The organism is Anoxybacillus sp. P3H1B (assembly GCF_001560855.1).
Classification (GTDB): Bacteria; Bacillota; Bacilli; order Bacillales; family Anoxybacillaceae; genus Anoxybacteroides; species Anoxybacteroides rupiense.
The window spans coordinates 544631-561311 of record NZ_LPUG01000011.1 but is presented as its reverse complement, the minus strand read 5'-3'; the positions used below and the strand labels follow the sequence as shown (position 1 = coordinate 561311).

Here is a 16681-nt window from a genome sequence, read left to right as displayed (position 1 = left end):
CGGTATCGTCACCTTATAGCAATGTCTTTCAATCCATAGTTTTCTATACCAGTCTAAATCATCTGTCTCTTTGCAATATCACATGTTAATTAATCGAGTATCATCATGATCCACATTCATCCACTACCCGGCTCACGGTAACCATATCGGTGATCAACCAAAAACACAGGGCCCGTTCATATGAATGAGCCCTGTGTGGATACACAATGAATCATATAGATAGACTACTTTATTTCTTCAAGCGCTCCCGTCAATGTTTGCACTAAAAAGGCAGCATCCTCGCTTTCAATCGTCAAAGGAGGCGACAATGTTAACACATTATTAAAGCCAGCTACCGTCACACCGTTTTTGCCAATCAACAAGCCGTTGTTTTTGCAAATATTGATGGCTTGATTGACAAGCGACACATCCAGCGGCTCTTTTGTAGCTTTATCTTTCACCAGTTCGATCCCAATCAGCAAGCCCCTGCCGCGAACGTCGCCGACATAAGGATGGTTTTGCAGTTTATGCTTCAACTCATTCAACAGCTGTTCGCCAACTTCGCGGGACCGGTCAAACAAACGCTCTTTTTCCATAATTTCTAAATTTTTTAAGGCAAGGGCGCATGCGGCCGGATTTCCGCCAAACGTATTTATATGACGGAAATAATCATATTCCTCTTCCCCTTTGAATGCCTCATAAATTTCTTTGCGGACTGCAGTGGCCGATAGCGGCAAGTAAGCGCTTGTAATTCCTTTCGCCATGGTGATGATATCCGGTTTCACTCCATCATGCATAAAGCCAAACGGTTTGCCTGTTCGGCCGAACCCGCATATCACTTCATCGACAATCAGCAAAGCTCCGTGCTTTTCACACACTTCCTTCACCGCTTTCATATAGCCATCCGGCGGAATGAGCACTCCCCCGCCTGTGATCATCGGTTCCATGATGACCGCGGCGATGGTTTCACTTAATTCCCATGTCATCACTTGATCAATCGCTTGAACGGATTTTAAATTGCGCGGATTTTCCGCTGTCTCGTTATCGCGGTAGCAATCGGGAGGAGCGACATGAATAAAGCCCGGTGCCAAAGGTTCGTATTTATATTTGCGCTGCGCCTGTCCAGTAGCCGCGAGTGCTCCCATCGAGTTTCCATGATACGCCCGATAACGGGAAATAATTTTATAGCGGCTATGCTCTCCTTTTTGCTGATGATATTGCCGGGCCATTTTAAAGGCGGTTTCATTAGCCTCGGAGCCGCTGTTAGAGAAGAAAATGACATATTCGTCTCCTAGCAGCTCGTTCAATTTCTCTCCCAGTTCAACTGCCGGTGCATGGCTTTGCGTCAGCGGAAAATAAGCAAGCTTCTTTAGCTGCTCATAAGCGGCCTCTGCTAACTCCTCGCGACCGTAACCGACATTGACGCACCAAAGCCCAGCCATGGCATCTAAATATTTTTTTCCGGTATGATCGGTTACCCAGCATCCCTTTGCTTCCTCGACAATCAATGTTGATTTAGGATTGTACGGCTTCATGGCATGCCATATATATCGACCATCTTTTTCCAATAAATGTTGACTTTGATCTGTTTGAACCATTCTGTTCCCTTCCTTCTGTGAAAATTAAAAATCAAATCGGGAGGTTATCATTTTTTTTCGTGTATAGAAATTTACACCATCTTTTCCGTTGACATGAAGATCGCCATAAAATGAATCCTTCCATCCTGAAAATGGGAAAAAGGCCATCGTCGCTGGCACACCGACATTAATTCCTAACATTCCGGCATCTGCTTCTTCGCGAAATTGACGGACGGCTTTTGCATCCTTTGTATAAATGGTCGCTCCATTTCCATAGCGGGATTGGCGGATATATTCAAGCGCTTTATCTAAATCAGCCGCGCGCAGCAAGCTAAGGACAGGGGCAAAAATTTCTTCTTTGGCAATTGTCATTGTTGGCGTTACATGATCAAAAATCGTTGGCCCGAGGAAATTCCCTTCCGAAAGCTCCGCCATTTCTTTTCGTCCGTCGCGAATCAGCACAGCACCTTCTTCCACTCCTTTTTCGATGTAACCAAGCACTTTCTCCCGATGTGATTGGCGAATGACCGGGGTCAGCAACACGTCCTCATCCATTCCATTGCCGATCACCAGTTCATCCGCTTGCTTTTTTAACGTTTGGACAAACCGTTCATTCTCTCCTACCACCACGACGGCACTGCACGCCATGCAGCGCTGGCCTGCACTTCCGAAAGCGGAGTTGATGATGTGCTGCGCAGCAAGCTCAACATTGGCATCGGGCATCACAATATGGTGGTTTTTCGCCCCGGAAAGAGCCTGTACGCGTTTGCCTCTTGCAGCCGCTTGCTCATACACATATTTGGCTACAGGCTGGGAACCGACAAAGGAAATAGCCCGAATATCTTCATGGGCAATCAGCGCGTTGACCACATCGTGGGCGCCGTGCACAATATTTAAAACCCCTTCCGGCGCACCGGCTTGCGTAAATAACTCGGCTAATTTATTCGCTAAAATGGGAGTGCGCTCGGAAGGCTTTAGCACAAATGTATTTCCGCAGGCAATCGCCAATGGAAACATCCAAAGCGGTACCATCATCGGAAAATTGAACGGTGTAATTCCCCCGACAACTCCTAACGGATAGCGAAGCATTTCCGAATCAATGTCTTCCGCAATTTCTGCAAGCGTCTCGCCCATCATTAAAGTCGGAGCCCCTGCGGCAAACTCGACGCATTCAATTCCGCGTTGAACCTCGCCATACGCTTCTTTATATGCCTTTCCGTTCTCTTGTACGATCAGCCTTGCCAATTCTTCATGATGCTCCGTCAACAAATGGTGGAACTTAAACATGATGCGCGCCCGTTTCGGAACAGGGGTGTTCTTCCATGAAACAAACGCCTTTTTCGCCGCTTGTACGGCACGCTCCACATCTTCTTTTGTAGAAATCGGAACTCTAGCCAGCACTTCCCCTGTCGCCGGATTCGGTACTTCCAGCGTTTCCGCTCCGCTCGAATCTACCCACTTTCCATTAATGAAATTTTTTAAAACAGTGGTTTCGTTTCTAACCAAAGCCATGGCGTTCCCTCCTATTGATTGATGGTGCGAAATATTCATTGATCGCCGCGTTGATGAACCAAAAGATTCGTTGCGGTCGCTTAGCGGCTGGACTTCCTGCTTCCTTAAATAAAAGAGCGGATCATCAACACTCGTCATTCATTTCCATTATCGCTTAGTTCGTTGACGCATTCATTAGACATAATGTAAAAAGTGCGTTCGTTCCCATTCCACAATATGACAACTACTTAGACTTTATGACGCAAAATGAAAAACTCTCCTGCTGTTTCAGGAGAGTTTTTCATTCATTGCCGGCTGCCAAATATTCATAGGCCTGAATCATAAACTCGATAGCAAGCCGCTTCTCAGGATTCATAAAATCAGCTCCTAGTAGCGATTCTAGCTTTTGAATGCGATGATAAAGCGTTTGTCTGACGACATATAAACGTTTGGCCGTTTCTTTTTTCGAACCATTGCAGGCCAAATAAACTTTTAATGTTTCCATCAGCTTGCCATTATACTTTTTGTCATATTGAATCACCGGCTCCAGATATTCCATCATCATTTCATGCAGATCACCGTCCTTGTGGATAAGAGAAATAATTCTAGCTAAATGTAAATCTTCATAAAAACAGCTTTTTGTTTTTTGAGAAAGCTGCTGCTGGATTTTGCTTGTTTCAAGAGCGGTTTGATAGCTTTTATGAATAAGCGCAAGACTTTCCGTGAATTTTCCGACACTAAAAAAAAAGCACGGCATGTTTTTCATATTGGCAAATTCGGAGTCCATCAAGCGCTGAATTCCCGTTTGCATCCGCTGCTTCCATGTTTTCACGCTTCGTTTATCCACTAAAATAAACACGATGCTGCCGCGCATCTCAATCGGGAAGGATTGGAACCCCTGCTGTTCCAGCATCGTGCGAAAGAGCAGCTTGAAATAAGTCATATCAAAAGCGGAAGGCTGCTTTAATGATTTAAATTTGCAAATACAGACACAGCCGCCTTTTGGCTTTAGCTCAACATCATGGTCAGCTAAATAATCCAAAATCGTTTGTACGCTATGTTCGCCCTCCAGCCACCCTTTTAGCCATTCTTGCTCCCTTGCTCTTTTCTTCTCTTCAACATATAAATCGCGCAACAAATACTGGGCGAGCGCCGTCGCCGTTCGATCTAAAATCAGCAAGTCAAACTCGCTAATATCCCGGTCTGTAGAAATCATCGACAGCTCCGCATATTCATGGCTAAAAAGCTGGATCGACTGGGAAGCCGCTTTTTTCGTTGGTTGAGCCACTTGTTTGAGCCATAGCTGTTGTTTTTCTTCACAGCACTCCGGAACAAATTCAACTTCCTTGCCATGCATGCGAAAAAGAATTTGATGACCTAAATACCGATGCAAATATTTTAAAATTTCATTGTAATGCTCAATCGACAAGAGCTTTTGATTTAACTGCTGGGAATAAGCTTCTAAATTGGAGATCATTTGATAGTGCTGATTAATCAAATAGGCGTGGATATCTTGAGTAATTTCAACGAATGGAACTTCTTTTAGAAAAAGGATGATTGGAAAGTGGTGCTCGTTCGCTAGCTGAATCACTTCTGGCGGGATGGATGACGTGTAGGTTCCGATTTCGATGCATAACCCGGAGGCGTCGCTTTCAATCAATTGCTCCACAAAGGAAAGGAATAACTCTCCATTTTCTTTCCATCCTACACCCGTAGATAAAATGAGTTCTTTTCCATTTAATAGTTTATGAATCTTCGTCACTTCCACCACATGTACCCATTTGACCGTCCGGTGCAATCCTTGATGTCCTGCAATGACTTGAGTATGCTCAAAGTGCTTTCTGTTTAATACGTCCAAAACAGTAAATTGAAAATGCTCGTGCACTCCTTCCCCTCCTCTATCAACGGAGATTGTCCCATCACACTAAATAATTATTCACCGCAAATAAATCGATTCCTCCTTTTTATTCATGCAAATCTCAGATATGTACATCGTGTAATGGCTGTCTTTGAACTACTCCCACTTTTGCTTTGATTCCTGCGCTGTCACTTCTTACGAAAGGAGAATTAGCAGGCGATCCCCATAGTTCCTACGGTTTCATTGTCCAAACAAGACAACAATCGAAATCCTTCTTTTAGAATGTTTTTGCTTGCGTTTAAATCTCTATCCTGATGTGTTCCGTAAGATGGGCCTATCTATTCACGAAGGTTGAGATTCTTAACATCTTTGCTTTGGTATCCACAGCACGAACATAGAATAGTGGATCTCGACATCTTTTCCCTCTCCTTAAAAATCCATTTTTTTATCATTCGCCTTTCCATCGGACGATTTGAGTAAGAAGAAACAGCACAAGAAAACATGATATCCCTTCCAGTAAGAAAAACTAAATAACTAGATGCAAAAATAAAGGTAGACAAAGCCAAGATGGCGTTATCTACCTTTCTCCTTTTCGCTGATTGTCATAAAGATTCGAAAAGATGGCTCCTCTCCTTGGCTGTCAAAAGTCATTAGGACGATCGCTTCATTTGCTGAATCAGCAAAGAAGCAACATATTTTCTGGCATCAGCTGTTTGAATGTGCAATGTTTGCAAAGGCTGTTTTAGCTCAGAAGCAACCGGAGTTGGCAGCGCAAATTCTATAAACGCGCCGCTTAAATTTTCATGAACACGCTTGATCACATACCCTCGACGAAGCAATGCATCCATTCGCTCGCGTTCCACCAGAAACTCTTGATAAGACACCGTATCTCCTCCTTTATATCTACCATCTAGCCAAATAGCAAGACCGTAAGTCCTCTCTCTTTGTAGTCCATTCTATTAAATAGTTAATTTCTCATTTTCGTTTAGAACGGCATATTTTCCATATTTCTCCCGTTTTAAATATTGGCCATAGCCCGGCTTCCCGACAAAGACTTTGTCACGTACGACAAACTCACCTCTCGAAAGCACCGATATTGGTTCTCCCGCCACTTTCATTCCTTCAAACGGGTTATAGTCAACGGCCATATGATGGGTTTCAGCGGAAATCACCCGTTCCACATTCGGATCAAAAATGACCAAGTCGGCGTCAGAACCAACAGCGATCGTTCCTTTTTTCGGAAATAATCCAAACAGCTTCGCGATTCTCGTCGATGTAATGTCGACAAACTGGTTGAGGGTGATTCGTCCTTTCTTTACACCTTCACTAAATAAAATGCTGAGTCGATCTTCAATGATGGGGCCCCCGTTTGGTATTTTCGTAAAGTCGGCTCTTCCCAGCTCTTTCTGTCCTTTAAAATCAAATGAGCATTGATCGGATCCCAATGTTTGCAGTTGTCCATTTTTTAAGGCATTCCATAACACTTCTTGGTGCCATTTTTCACGAAGCGGCGGTGACCATACATATTTAGCCCCCTCAAAGTTCGGTTTTTCTAAGTATGACTGATCTAGCACCAAATATTGCGGACATGTTTCCCCCCACACATTTAATCCTTTATTGCGCGCTTCGGCGATTTTTTCGACCGCTTGTGCACAAGACACATGGACGACATAAAGCTGGGAGTCGGCCAGCTGCGTCAGCTGACAAGCGCGGCCTGTCGCTTCTCCTTCCAATTCCGGGGGCCGAGTAAGCGCATGATAAATAGGCTCTGTGTGACCTTCAGCGAGCGCTTGCTTTGTTAAATAATCAATCACATCTCCATTTTCGGCATGAACCATGACGAGGGCGCCAAGCTGTTTGGCGGCAGAAAGCGTTCTGTACAAAGTGCCGTCGTCTGCTTGGAACACATTTTTGTAGGCCATAAATACTTTAAAGGATGTAATCCCTTCTTCTTCGATCACCTTTGGCAATTCGCTTAATACATCATCATTGATTTCGCTAATCATCAAATGGAAGCCATAATCAATAACGGCTTTGCCTTTCGCTTTGTTGTGCCAGGTTTCAATGGCCTTTGCCAGCGGCTCCCCTTTATTCGTTAAACAAAAGTCAATCACCGTCGTTGTTCCGCCAAATGCCGCGGCGATCGTTCCCGATTGAAAATCATCCTTTGTCACGGTACCGCCAAACGGCATGTCTAAATGGGTATGCGGATCAATCCCTCCTGGAAAAACATAGCATCCTTTTGCATCAATGATTTCAGCATCATGCGGACTGACATGTTCGCCAATCGCCGCAATTTTTCCATCTTCAATTAGCACATCTGCATGATAAACATCCGCTGCCGTTACAATCGTTCCATTTTTTATCAGTCTTTTCATAAAAATAGCTCCTCCTTGTTCTTTACTTAGCTTCCGCATTAGAAACTGTCAGCGCACCAATCGCCGCTTGGCGTTCGTTCCATGTCATCGGCGGGCACTCGCTCGGAAGTTCAACCATATCAATCGCGCCGTCCACAGGACAGACAAGCGAACATAAATTGCATCCTACACAATCTTCCTCCCGCACTTTTAAATACTCACGGCCAGTTGCGTCAGCAAGGCGATCGATGCATTGGTGAGATGCATCTTCACAAGCGATATAGCATTTATTACAATTAATGCACACATCTGTGTTAATACGGGCAGCTACTTTATAGTTCAAATCAAGATTGCCCCAATCCGAATATCGATGGACAGCTTTGCCGACAAGATCCATCACCGAAGCAATCCCTTTGCTGTCAAGATAATGCTGGAGCCCTTCCACCATGTCCTCGATAATGCGGAAGCCATGATGCATCACCGCCGTGCACACTTGCACTCCCGTTGCTCCCATCAGCATAAATTCTACGGCTTCCTTCCAGCTTGATACCCCGCCCATGCCGGAAATTGGCACATTAATTCGCGGGTGGCGAGCGCACTCAGCTACCATATTTAGGGCGATCGGCTTCACCGCTGGACCGCAATAACCGCCATGCGCGCCTTTTCCTGCGACATGCGGAATGGTATGCCACGTATCCAAATCGACCCCCATTAAGCTGTTGATTGTATTGATCATGCTGATGGCATCAGCTCCTCCTTGAACAGCGGCCTCCGCTGTTGCTGTAATATCCGTAATATTAGGGGTTAATTTGACAATAACCGGTTTTTCCGCGACTTCTTTGACCCAATATGTCTGCTTTTCTACTAACTCTGGTACCTGCCCCGATGCCGATCCCATTCCACGTTCCGCCATTCCGTGCGGACAGCCGAAGTTTAATTCAAATCCATCCACTCCCACATCCTGTACTCTTTTTACAATTTCATGCCATTTTTCCCTTTTTGGCTCGACCATAAGAGAAGCGATAATGGCATGATTAGGAAATCGTTTTTTTGTTTCATAAATTTCCTTTAAGTTCACCTCAAGCGGACGATCCGTAATCAATTCAATGTTATTAAATCCCGCGATCCGTTGACCGTTGAAGCTGATGGCCGCAAACCGCGACGATACATTTAAAATCGGTTCGCCAAGTGTTTTCCAAACGGCTCCGCCCCATCCGGCTTCAAATGCTCGTTGCACCTGGTATCCCGAGTTCGTCGGCGGCGCAGACGCCAACCAGAACGGATTAGGAGACTTGATTCCCGCTAAATTCACGCTTAAGTCGGCCATTGTTGTATTCCCCCTTCATTTAAGCCGTCTCGCTTATGTGTTTTTCTAAATATTGATGAATCGCATAAGCAGCCTCTTTTCCTTGCTGCGCAGCTGTGACTACCATCGCTTCACCTTGTCCTTTGCCGAAAACGATATCGCCGCAAGCAAATATTTTTGGATGAGAGGTTTGATAGCTTCCCTGACGAATCCGAACAACTCCAGCATCGTGCTCTAATCCAAACTCCGTGATTAAATCCAAGTGCCGCATCTGGCCAATCGCCTTAATCACGGCATCTACCTGCATGACAAATTCCGATCCTTCAATCGGAACCGGACGCCGTCGCCCATCTTGATCCGGCTCCCCTAATTGCATGCGGACGCATTCGATATGAGTGACTCTTCCTTTCTCATCGCCGATGATTCGTTTAGGAGCCGTCAACCAACGAAACTCGACTCCTTCCTGTTTGGCAAATTCGTATTCAAAATCATAAGCTGTCATCTCTTCCTTTGTACGGCGATATAAAATCTTTACGTTTTCCGCCCCTAGCCGTACCGAACATGTCGCCCCGTCAATCGCTGTATTTCCGGCACCAATGACAACAACCTTTTTCCCTACCAACCGATCCGTTAACGGCTTGGTTTTCGTTTCTTTAATGAGTTCAATCGCGTCATACACCCCTTCTAAATCCTCTCCTTCAATCCCCAGCATCGGAACTGTCCCCATCCCCGCAGCCAAAACAACCGCATCATAGCTTTCTAAAATCTCGTTTGCAGTTATATCTCTTCCTACCTTTGTGTTCGTCCGAATCTCCACACCTAAACGCTTGACTTGGTGAATTTCCCACAATGGCACGCTCCGCGGAAGACGGAATGAAACAATCCCATACGCATTTAACCCACCGGCTTCCTTTTCTGCTTCAAAGATTGTCACGCTGTACCCCATAAGCGCCAGTTCCCTAGCTGCTGACAATCCTGCCGGTCCGCCGCCAACGACCGCTACCGCCCTATCGTTTGTTCTTTCTGCTTGAAATAGTGATTCATCATTTTTTATGGCCCAATCTGTCGCATACCGCTGCAAGTTTCCGATCATAATCGGTTTTGTCGAATGGTTCAGAACACAGGCTCCTTCGCATAGCTCCTCTGTCGGACATACTCTCGCGCAGCTTGCCCCTACAGGATTTGACAGCATAATAGTTTTTGCTGCCCCTTTCAGATTCCCTGATGCAATCTTTTTGATGAAGGTGGGAATATCAATTCCTGTCGGACAAGCCTGAATACAGGGGGCATCATAGCAATATAAGCAGCGATTCGCTTCCTCAATCGCCTCTCGATTGGTCAATCCAGATGCGGCTTCTTGAAAGTTTTTCGATAAATCGAATGAGGATTGATTCATGGCACACAGCCTCCTTCTCATTTTTTATTTTAAAAAAGGGAATAGAGCTAAAACCCTAATCCCTTCAAAAAACAATGTCTGCCTATCTAGGAGCGCTGCTAGATCTCCACTGTTTATTATTTGCCTTTGCTAAGGCTACATACAAGATTCCTAGATATAGAAATCTATTGAGCGACTTCGCCCTTCTTTCAGTAAAACAACTGGATTTGTGTTCACTCCTTTGCTACGGCAAACGAGGCTATGGCTGTCTTCATGCTCAAGTTTCCAAATTAGCCTAGCGAAAAAAGAAACGCTTTTCTAACCATGGCGTCAATCGTACATGTCCATCTGTACTTTTTAGCATGAGAAAAGCGGTGGATGAGCTCTGCCTTATAATCTATGAGACATACCTATATTTCATTCCTTATGATTGGGTTAAACCCAGAATCTTTTTGTTATTAACAGAAAAATTAAAATATTTAAACATATTTTACTTGGTAGCGTTAAGCTTTTCATTATACATTTTGTTAAATAAAGAAGTTTGTTCATTATTCAACATGTCCATTTGATTCCTTTTACGATGCTGCATTGCCGCGATAAATAAAAAAGAGAGCGGCTAGCATAAACAATAGCCCAAAAAGCCGATTCATATTCATCGGAATTTTAGGTACGCCAAATAAACCAAAATGATCAATGACCATACTAATAACAAGTTGTCCAACGATAGCAGCCAAAATAGCAGCTGCTGCCCCTACTTTTGGAACTGAAATAATCGTAATCGTCACAAAAACGGCCCCTAATAAACCTCCTAATAAATTCCATTTGGGAACTTGAAGCAACTGCACCAACTGTCCTTTGCCAAAAAATAAAGCGACAAACGTTAAAAATAAGGTACCGACAAAAAAGGAAGTAAAGGCTCCTTCCAGACTCCCTATTTTCTTTCCAAGGCTTCCGTTGATCGGCGCTTGAAGCCCTGCTAGCATTCCACCTACTAAAGATAATAAAATATACAACCATTTCATACTTCTTTCTCCCTTTCATTCACGTTTGTACAAACGATATCAAATGTTGTATGGCTATAACGGTTTTAAGCATTATTTCACAGCAAGCTGACATCAACCTCTCCCACCTACACTTCGCTTAGAGGTGGGAGACTTCTCGGTGAATGTGTTAAAAATGCTTGCCAGACAAGGAGCACAAATCAAATAAAAAAGTGCATGCGCAGACGAGCTAGACTAGTGCCTATGATTGAAAGCATTTGTCGGCAATCTGAATTCGATCGTTTAACATTTGTTTGGATATGAAGTTGAGAACGTTTTTCCGCGGTCGGGCGAACCAAACAATACGGCTCACAGACGCCCTTATTGGTCTGCTGTCCGGCACTCTGTCACGCTTTGGTATAACGAAAACCAGCATGTTTTCCTCCCGATTGCAGCTCTCCAAAATGATGTGTTCCATCCTTCCGATGTCGTTAAATCCGCATAGAGGGTACGATAAACTCTTTCCTCCTTTCTCCTCATTACATCGTCAAATAAGTGGTAAGAAAAAAACATTCGGGGTTTCCCGAACGCTTTTAACGGTCACTAACACTCTCTAGCAAAGCATCGCCCGCTTGACTTACTCGGACATAGGCGTAACGAGCTCGCTGCTGCAGTTCTATTCCTGTTTTTTCTGGAACAAAAAAGGATTCAATTCCATAAATGATCGTATCTCCTTGCCACTTCCCATTGATGATGACTTCGCCCTTTTTCCGGATATACGACAAATCCTTTTTCCCGTTCATAACATATACGCGTGCAAAGCGGTAAACTCCTGCCTCATCTTTTTGCAAAATGAGTTGAACCTTTCCGTTCCCGCTCATTCCTTGAATCTGCGAAATTTCATAGCGCAGGCGAACATAATCACCCTGGAGTAAAGAGCGCGGATCCATCGGCATGAGCTCCAGCTTTACCACTTCTCCATTTCGCAAAAGCCTTTCTTTATCAAATACGGTATAGCCGATAAAAACGATTTGCAGCGCGATGATCATAAGCAAAGGAATCCATTTGCTGCGAACCCAACTTACTTGTTCGTTTGGCAGAAGATGTTTCTTTTTTTCTAAAAATATTGTACCTGCCAGCACGAGAATTCCAAAAATCAACAGACTTATGGCTTTGTCGAGAAGGCTCCATGCAAATTCGTAATATTTTAAAACAAGAAATAGCCACAAATAAAACCAAGCAATCCCTAATCCAATGGGCTCCTGTTGCTTCGATTGAAAAGCGATCCATCCTGCTGTGATGAATATCAATAAAAGATTCGCCAATACCACCCAAAGATCAAGAGCAAAAAAATCCATACTTGTTAATAATAAAAGAGACCCCATGCCTATAAAGAGAGACAAACGCTGAGTATGCTTCCGCTGGTGGGATGCCATATATAAAAACGCATTCAACAGGACAACGAATAAAAGAGCAAGGCGCAGCTTGTCGCTCCATTCTTCGACAATGAGCATTCCGAAAGCAGATAATGCTACATGAGTAAGGAGCTTAATCCCCGTTTTTTCTGATTTAAAGTATCCAACAAGCAGGACCAGAAAATAGGTTGTGACAATCCAAATGGAAATATCCATGGATGCAATCACACCAACTCCATAACCGATCGCAAGCAGCGTGCAGCGAACTACATCATTCCAGCTTTGCATAAGCATCCCTGGCAAAACAAACGCTCCGACGGATAAAGCAAATAATAGATTTGACGAGAAATGATGGGTCCAAAGCGAAAAAAGGCCCATAATACTTGAAATGGCAATAATGGAAGCAACGGCTGTGACAATAGCCTGAAACACAGCTAAAAAAGTGGTTCCAGCGTTTTCTTCCATTGCCCAATTTCTTAACCTCTTCAGCAAAAACAGACTTCCATAAACAATCCCCGCCGCCAACAGCAGACCTGCAAGCAAAACACCTTCTTGAAAATGCCGGGCCACAAATCGGAAATATTGGACAATCAAAAATCCTCCTGCAAATAAACTTGTGATAAGGACATAGGAGCGATGCTTAACAATCGCGAAAAAATAATAAAGAAACACGAGCAAAAGCAATGAATACACATAAGGCCACCACGTAAAGCTGCCTTCAGTCAAACCGGATCCGACAATCAAGAACAACCATCCTTGCATGGCCACATACAAAAGATAGGAAACAAAAGAAGAACGGTGGAGAAAAAAAACAGCTCCATTCACAGCTGCAAACACAAGCAGAAATAAAAAGGATACCCACTGATCTCTTTCAGTCTGATAAGAGGACGGAAAATAATAAAACCAAAAGGTTAGTTGCAGCAGCACAGCACTTAAGACGCGAAAGGGCTCATAACGAGTGATGAGCGCAAATACAGCACTTGGTATAAACCAAATGAAGAAAAGCCAAAAGCTATCCGCATGTGAATTATAAATTTGTCCTATCAGCGCAACAGAAACCCCAAATCCAATGGCTCCTGCCACAAACAGCCATTGGCTCAAAAAATCGTGGCGATTCATGACATAAGCCAACAAAATACTGATGCCATACAATAAACACATAACCCCTATACTTACTACTATCTTTTCCAATCGATCAAATCCTTGCCAATTAGCAGCAAAAAAATAAATAACAGAAGCCATCATCAGCCCGATTCCCATAAAATACCCGGCCTTTACAAGACGAAGGTTCATTGTCTCGCCTCTCTTTCTTCATTTATCATGGCTACATACCTTTCTTGACTCAGGTGTGTTGATGCTCCAATAAAAACCAATTGACATTGTTTGAGGGAAGAGGCAGAAATCTTGTATCTAGCTAGATCATTTCATATTTTCAGTAAAATAATGGAGCATCAACACTTGTGTTCTTGATTTTATTATACCATAATGACACATATAAACCTTGTCCATTTATTGGGGTGCGACCTTCTTTTCCGCATAACCATACATTCGTTCCAATCATTTACAAGCAATCCTCAATACGTTATAATAAATTAACAGCATTTTAATTTTTTTCCTATCATAAACAATTATTAGAACAATGATTCTTCTCTAATCAGTCAAGGGAGTGAAACAATGAAAACGGCCGTTGTGTTTGGCGCTACTGGGGGAATGGGAAGCGCATTAGTCGAAGCCCTTATCAAACGTAAAATATATGTGATAGCGGTAGCCCGTTCAAAACCAACATTATTAGATAAACAGCAAAACTGGGGAAACCTCACAAGCATCCTGCACGGCGATGCTATGAATCTCGAGGATGTCGAAGCCGCCGTAGCAAAAGGAGACATGGTCTTTCATGCTATCAATCTTCCCTATCAACATTGGGATCCTAATCTAGCGATTATTCTTTCAAACATTTTAGAAGCGTGCCGAATCTACAATAAACCGTTTGTTTACGTAGATAATATTTATTCATATGGTTTGCAATCTCAAAAAACAACCGAAGCGTCTCCTAAAAAACCGCATACAAAAAAAGGCAAACTGCGGTTAAAGCTGTTGGAGCAAATTGAACAATCTAGCATTCCATACCTAATCGCCCATTTTCCTGATTTTTACGGCCCCAACGCAGGAAACACCCTTCTTCATTTTACATTTCAGCAAATGCTAAAAAGGAAAATGGCTTTTTATGTTGGCGATCCTTCCATTCAAAGAGAATTTATTTACATTAAAGATGGAGCAGAAGCATTAGTAGAATTATCGCTGCGTCATGATTGTTTTTATCAATCATGGAATATACCAGGAGCCGGAACGATTTCCGGAAAAGAAATCGCTGAAATTGCCGGAGGCTATTTAAACGCTAACATCCGCATCAAACCCATCTACAAATGGATGATTCAACTTGTCGGGATGTTTAATCCCTTTATGAGAGAATATGCAGAAATGATGTATTTAAACGAAAAGCCGGTCATATTAGACGGCGGCAAATATGAAAAAACCGTCGGTCCGATTCCGCAAACTCCTTATGCAGTCGGCATTAAAGAAACGTTAAAGCATATGCAATCGTAGTTTTCTTCTATAACCAAACTCTTTATGAACCTCTCCCGCCTCCCCTTCGTTTCAAAACGGGAGATTTCTCGATAGATAAGTTCAAGGGAAGATGGGGCGGATGAACTAGAAACGAACACCGCCATCTGCTTGTTCGTTCGAACATTATCGTTTTTAGATTGGATTTATAGACTTGTGATTTAGGCACTCGACTATAAAAAACGGAAGGGACCTTGAAGATCTCTTCCGCTTTTTTAACATCATCTATACAATTACGGTAAATAGGTCACTCCCATTAAGAAACGGTCCACTTCTCTTGCTGCTTCCCGACCTTCATGAATGGCCCATACGACTAAGCTTTGACCGCGTCTCGCATCACCTGCAGCAAACACTCCCTCTACATTGGTTGTATATTGACCATAAGGAGCCTTCACTTTTTGATTGACGGTTTCGACGCCAAATTGCTGTAAAAGAGGCTGTTCAGTGCCTTCAAAGCCAATAGCAATAAACACTAAATCACACGGCCACACTTGTTCAGTCCCAGGAATTTCTTTAAATACCGCTCTTCCGCTTTCATCTGTGATTTTTTCCATTTGAATCGTATGCAGCTCTTTGACTTTGCCCTGTTCATCCCCAACAATTTTTTTCGTTTGAATGCAGTACTGCCGAGGATCTGCACCAAATTTCACTTTTGCTTCTTCATAGGCGTAGTCTAATGTAAACACAAGAGGAAACTGCGGCCAAGGATTATTTTCAGCGCGCTGTTGCGGTAAGGCCGGATGCTTGCCAAACTGAACGACGCTTTTACATTTCTGTCTTAGCGCCGTAGCCACACAGTCCGCCCCCGTATCTCCGCCGCCAATGACAATCACATGCTTATCGCGCGCATCAATCAAACCGTCATCGGTAAAGTTGGAATCAAGCAGGCTTTTGGTCGTTAATGTTAGATAGTCCATAGCAAAATGGATGCCTTCAAGCTCTCGGCCTTCAATGACCAGATCGCGTTGCTTTTGAGCGCCTGTACATAAAACGACCGCATCGTATTGTGAACGCAGTTCATCAGCTGTGATGTCTCTTCCTATCTCCGTATTCGTGATAAATGAAATTCCCTCTTCTTCTAAAAGGTGGACTCTTCGTTCCACGACTTCTTTTTCAAGCTTCATGTTTGGAATGCCATACATCAATAAACCACCGATGCGATCTGCTCGCTCATAAACCGTAACGGAATGCCCGGCTTGGTTTAACTGATCGGCGCAGGCTAGACCCGCCGGCCCCGATCCGACAATCGCCACCTTTTTCCCTGTCCGTTTTTTCGGAATCCTTGGCTGAATCCATCCTTCGGCAAACCCTTTATCAATAATAGCGCGTTCAATGCCTTTAATTGCCACAGCTGGATCTGAAATCGCCACCGTACAGGACCCTTCACACGGCGCAGGACATACCCTTCCTGTAAACTCTGGGAAATTATTTGTTTTTAAAAGGCGGTCTAATGCCTCCTTCCATCGGCCGCGGTAAACAAGATCATTCCATTCCGGAATCAAGTTATGAATCGGACATCCAGAGGTTAATCCGTTCCATTCCATGCCCATATGGCAGAAAGGGGTCCCGCAATCCATACAGCGGGCACCTTGTCTTGCCAACGTTTCATCAGAAAACGGAAATGTATATTCCTTCCAATCATCTAAGCGGGAAAGTGGCTGACGCTTCACTTCTTCTTCGCGCGCATACTCCATAAAGCCTGTTGCTTTGCCCATTGTCAT

11 protein-coding genes and 1 pseudogene are annotated in these 16681 nt (G+C 43.8%); 1 reads left to right on the top strand and 11 read right to left on the bottom strand.

Features of this window, described 5'->3' with window-relative positions; translation table 11 throughout:
* Positions 1 to 224: 224 nt before the first annotated feature.
* The 10 genes and pseudogenes from AT864_RS06830 to AT864_RS06790 all read right to left on the bottom strand — a co-directional run bounded on the left by AT864_RS06830 (position 225) and on the right by AT864_RS06790 (position 13631).
* The gene (locus AT864_RS06830; protein ID WP_066147552.1) at positions 225 to 1577 is read right to left on the bottom strand and encodes an aspartate aminotransferase family protein; all 1353 of its coding nucleotides are present in this window, start codon (positions 1575 to 1577) and stop codon (positions 225 to 227) included.
* Positions 1578 to 1601: 24 nt separating this feature from the next.
* A complete protein-coding gene (locus tag AT864_RS06825; protein ID WP_066147550.1) occupies positions 1602 to 3068 on the bottom strand; it encodes a CoA-acylating methylmalonate-semialdehyde dehydrogenase in 1467 nt (488 codons plus the stop codon).
* A gap of 280 nt (positions 3069 to 3348) precedes the next feature.
* Positions 3349 to 4932: a PucR family transcriptional regulator gene (locus tag AT864_RS06820; protein ID WP_066147547.1), complete on the bottom strand. Its 1584-nt coding sequence runs from the start codon at positions 4930 to 4932 to the stop codon at positions 3349 to 3351.
* A 182-nt stretch (positions 4933 to 5114) separates the two neighbouring features.
* Positions 5115 to 5348 (bottom strand): annotated as a pseudogene (locus AT864_RS18300) (zinc ribbon domain-containing protein); the annotation flags it as partial.
* A 207-nt stretch (positions 5349 to 5555) separates the two neighbouring features.
* Positions 5556 to 5789, bottom strand: coding sequence for a hypothetical protein (locus AT864_RS06815; RefSeq protein ID WP_066147546.1), 234 nt, complete (start codon positions 5787 to 5789; stop codon positions 5556 to 5558).
* A gap of 75 nt (positions 5790 to 5864) precedes the next feature.
* Positions 5865 to 7283 carry a dihydropyrimidinase gene (hydA, locus tag AT864_RS06810; protein WP_066147544.1) on the bottom strand — a complete coding sequence of 473 codons (1419 nt, stop codon included), beginning with the start codon at positions 7281 to 7283 and terminating at the stop codon, positions 5865 to 5867.
* 22 nt (positions 7284 to 7305) lie between these two features.
* Complete coding sequence (gene preA / locus AT864_RS06805; protein WP_066147542.1) at positions 7306 to 8589, bottom strand: NAD-dependent dihydropyrimidine dehydrogenase subunit PreA; 1284 nt, start codon at positions 8587 to 8589, stop codon at positions 7306 to 7308.
* Positions 8590 to 8608: 19 nt separating this feature from the next.
* Positions 8609 to 9964: an NAD(P)-dependent oxidoreductase gene (locus tag AT864_RS06800; RefSeq protein ID WP_066147540.1), complete on the bottom strand. Its 1356-nt coding sequence runs from the start codon at positions 9962 to 9964 to the stop codon at positions 8609 to 8611.
* Positions 9965 to 10518: 554 nt separating this feature from the next.
* Positions 10519 to 10965: a DMT family transporter gene (locus AT864_RS06795; RefSeq protein ID WP_066147538.1), complete on the bottom strand. Its 447-nt coding sequence runs from the start codon at positions 10963 to 10965 to the stop codon at positions 10519 to 10521.
* 551 nt (positions 10966 to 11516) lie between these two features.
* Positions 11517 to 13631: a GDYXXLXY domain-containing protein gene (locus AT864_RS06790; RefSeq protein ID WP_066147536.1), complete on the bottom strand. Its 2115-nt coding sequence runs from the start codon at positions 13629 to 13631 to the stop codon at positions 11517 to 11519.
* Between the two features lie 381 nt (positions 13632 to 14012).
* Between AT864_RS06790 and AT864_RS06785 the strand changes: the two genes are divergently transcribed.
* Positions 14013 to 14942, top strand: a complete 930-nt coding sequence (locus AT864_RS06785; RefSeq protein WP_066147534.1) for an NAD-dependent epimerase/dehydratase family protein — start codon at positions 14013 to 14015, stop codon at positions 14940 to 14942.
* Between the two features lie 251 nt (positions 14943 to 15193).
* Here AT864_RS06785 and AT864_RS06780 read toward each other — a convergent pair whose 3' ends face one another.
* Positions 15194 to 16675, bottom strand: coding sequence for a glutamate synthase subunit beta (locus tag AT864_RS06780; RefSeq protein ID WP_066147531.1), 1482 nt, complete (start codon positions 16673 to 16675; stop codon positions 15194 to 15196).
* Positions 16676 to 16681 lie beyond the last annotated feature (6 nt).

Excerpts from the sequence above, each read along its gene's own strand:
- AT864_RS06830 (WP_066147552.1), bottom strand. The coding sequence starts at position 1,577 with ATGGTTCAAACAGATCAAAGTCAACATTTATTGGAAAAAGATGGTCGA.
- AT864_RS06825 (WP_066147550.1), bottom strand. The coding sequence starts at position 3,068 with ATGGCTTTGGTTAGAAACGAAACCACTGTTTTAAAAAATTTCATTAAT.
- hydA (WP_066147544.1), bottom strand. The coding sequence starts at position 7,283 with ATGAAAAGACTGATAAAAAATGGAACGATTGTAACGGCAGCGGATGTT.
- preA (WP_066147542.1), bottom strand. The coding sequence starts at position 8,589 with ATGGCCGACTTAAGCGTGAATTTAGCGGGAATCAAGTCTCCTAATCCG.
- AT864_RS06800 (WP_066147540.1), bottom strand. The coding sequence starts at position 9,964 with ATGAATCAATCCTCATTCGATTTATCGAAAAACTTTCAAGAAGCCGCA.
- AT864_RS06795 (WP_066147538.1), bottom strand. The coding sequence starts at position 10,965 with ATGAAATGGTTGTATATTTTATTATCTTTAGTAGGTGGAATGCTAGCA.
- AT864_RS06790 (WP_066147536.1), bottom strand. The coding sequence starts at position 13,631 with ATGAACCTTCGTCTTGTAAAGGCCGGGTATTTTATGGGAATCGGGCTG.
- AT864_RS06785 (WP_066147534.1), top strand. The coding sequence starts at position 14,013 with ATGAAAACGGCCGTTGTGTTTGGCGCTACTGGGGGAATGGGAAGCGCA.
- AT864_RS06780 (WP_066147531.1), bottom strand. The coding sequence starts at position 16,675 with ATGGGCAAAGCAACAGGCTTTATGGAGTATGCGCGCGAAGAAGAAGTG.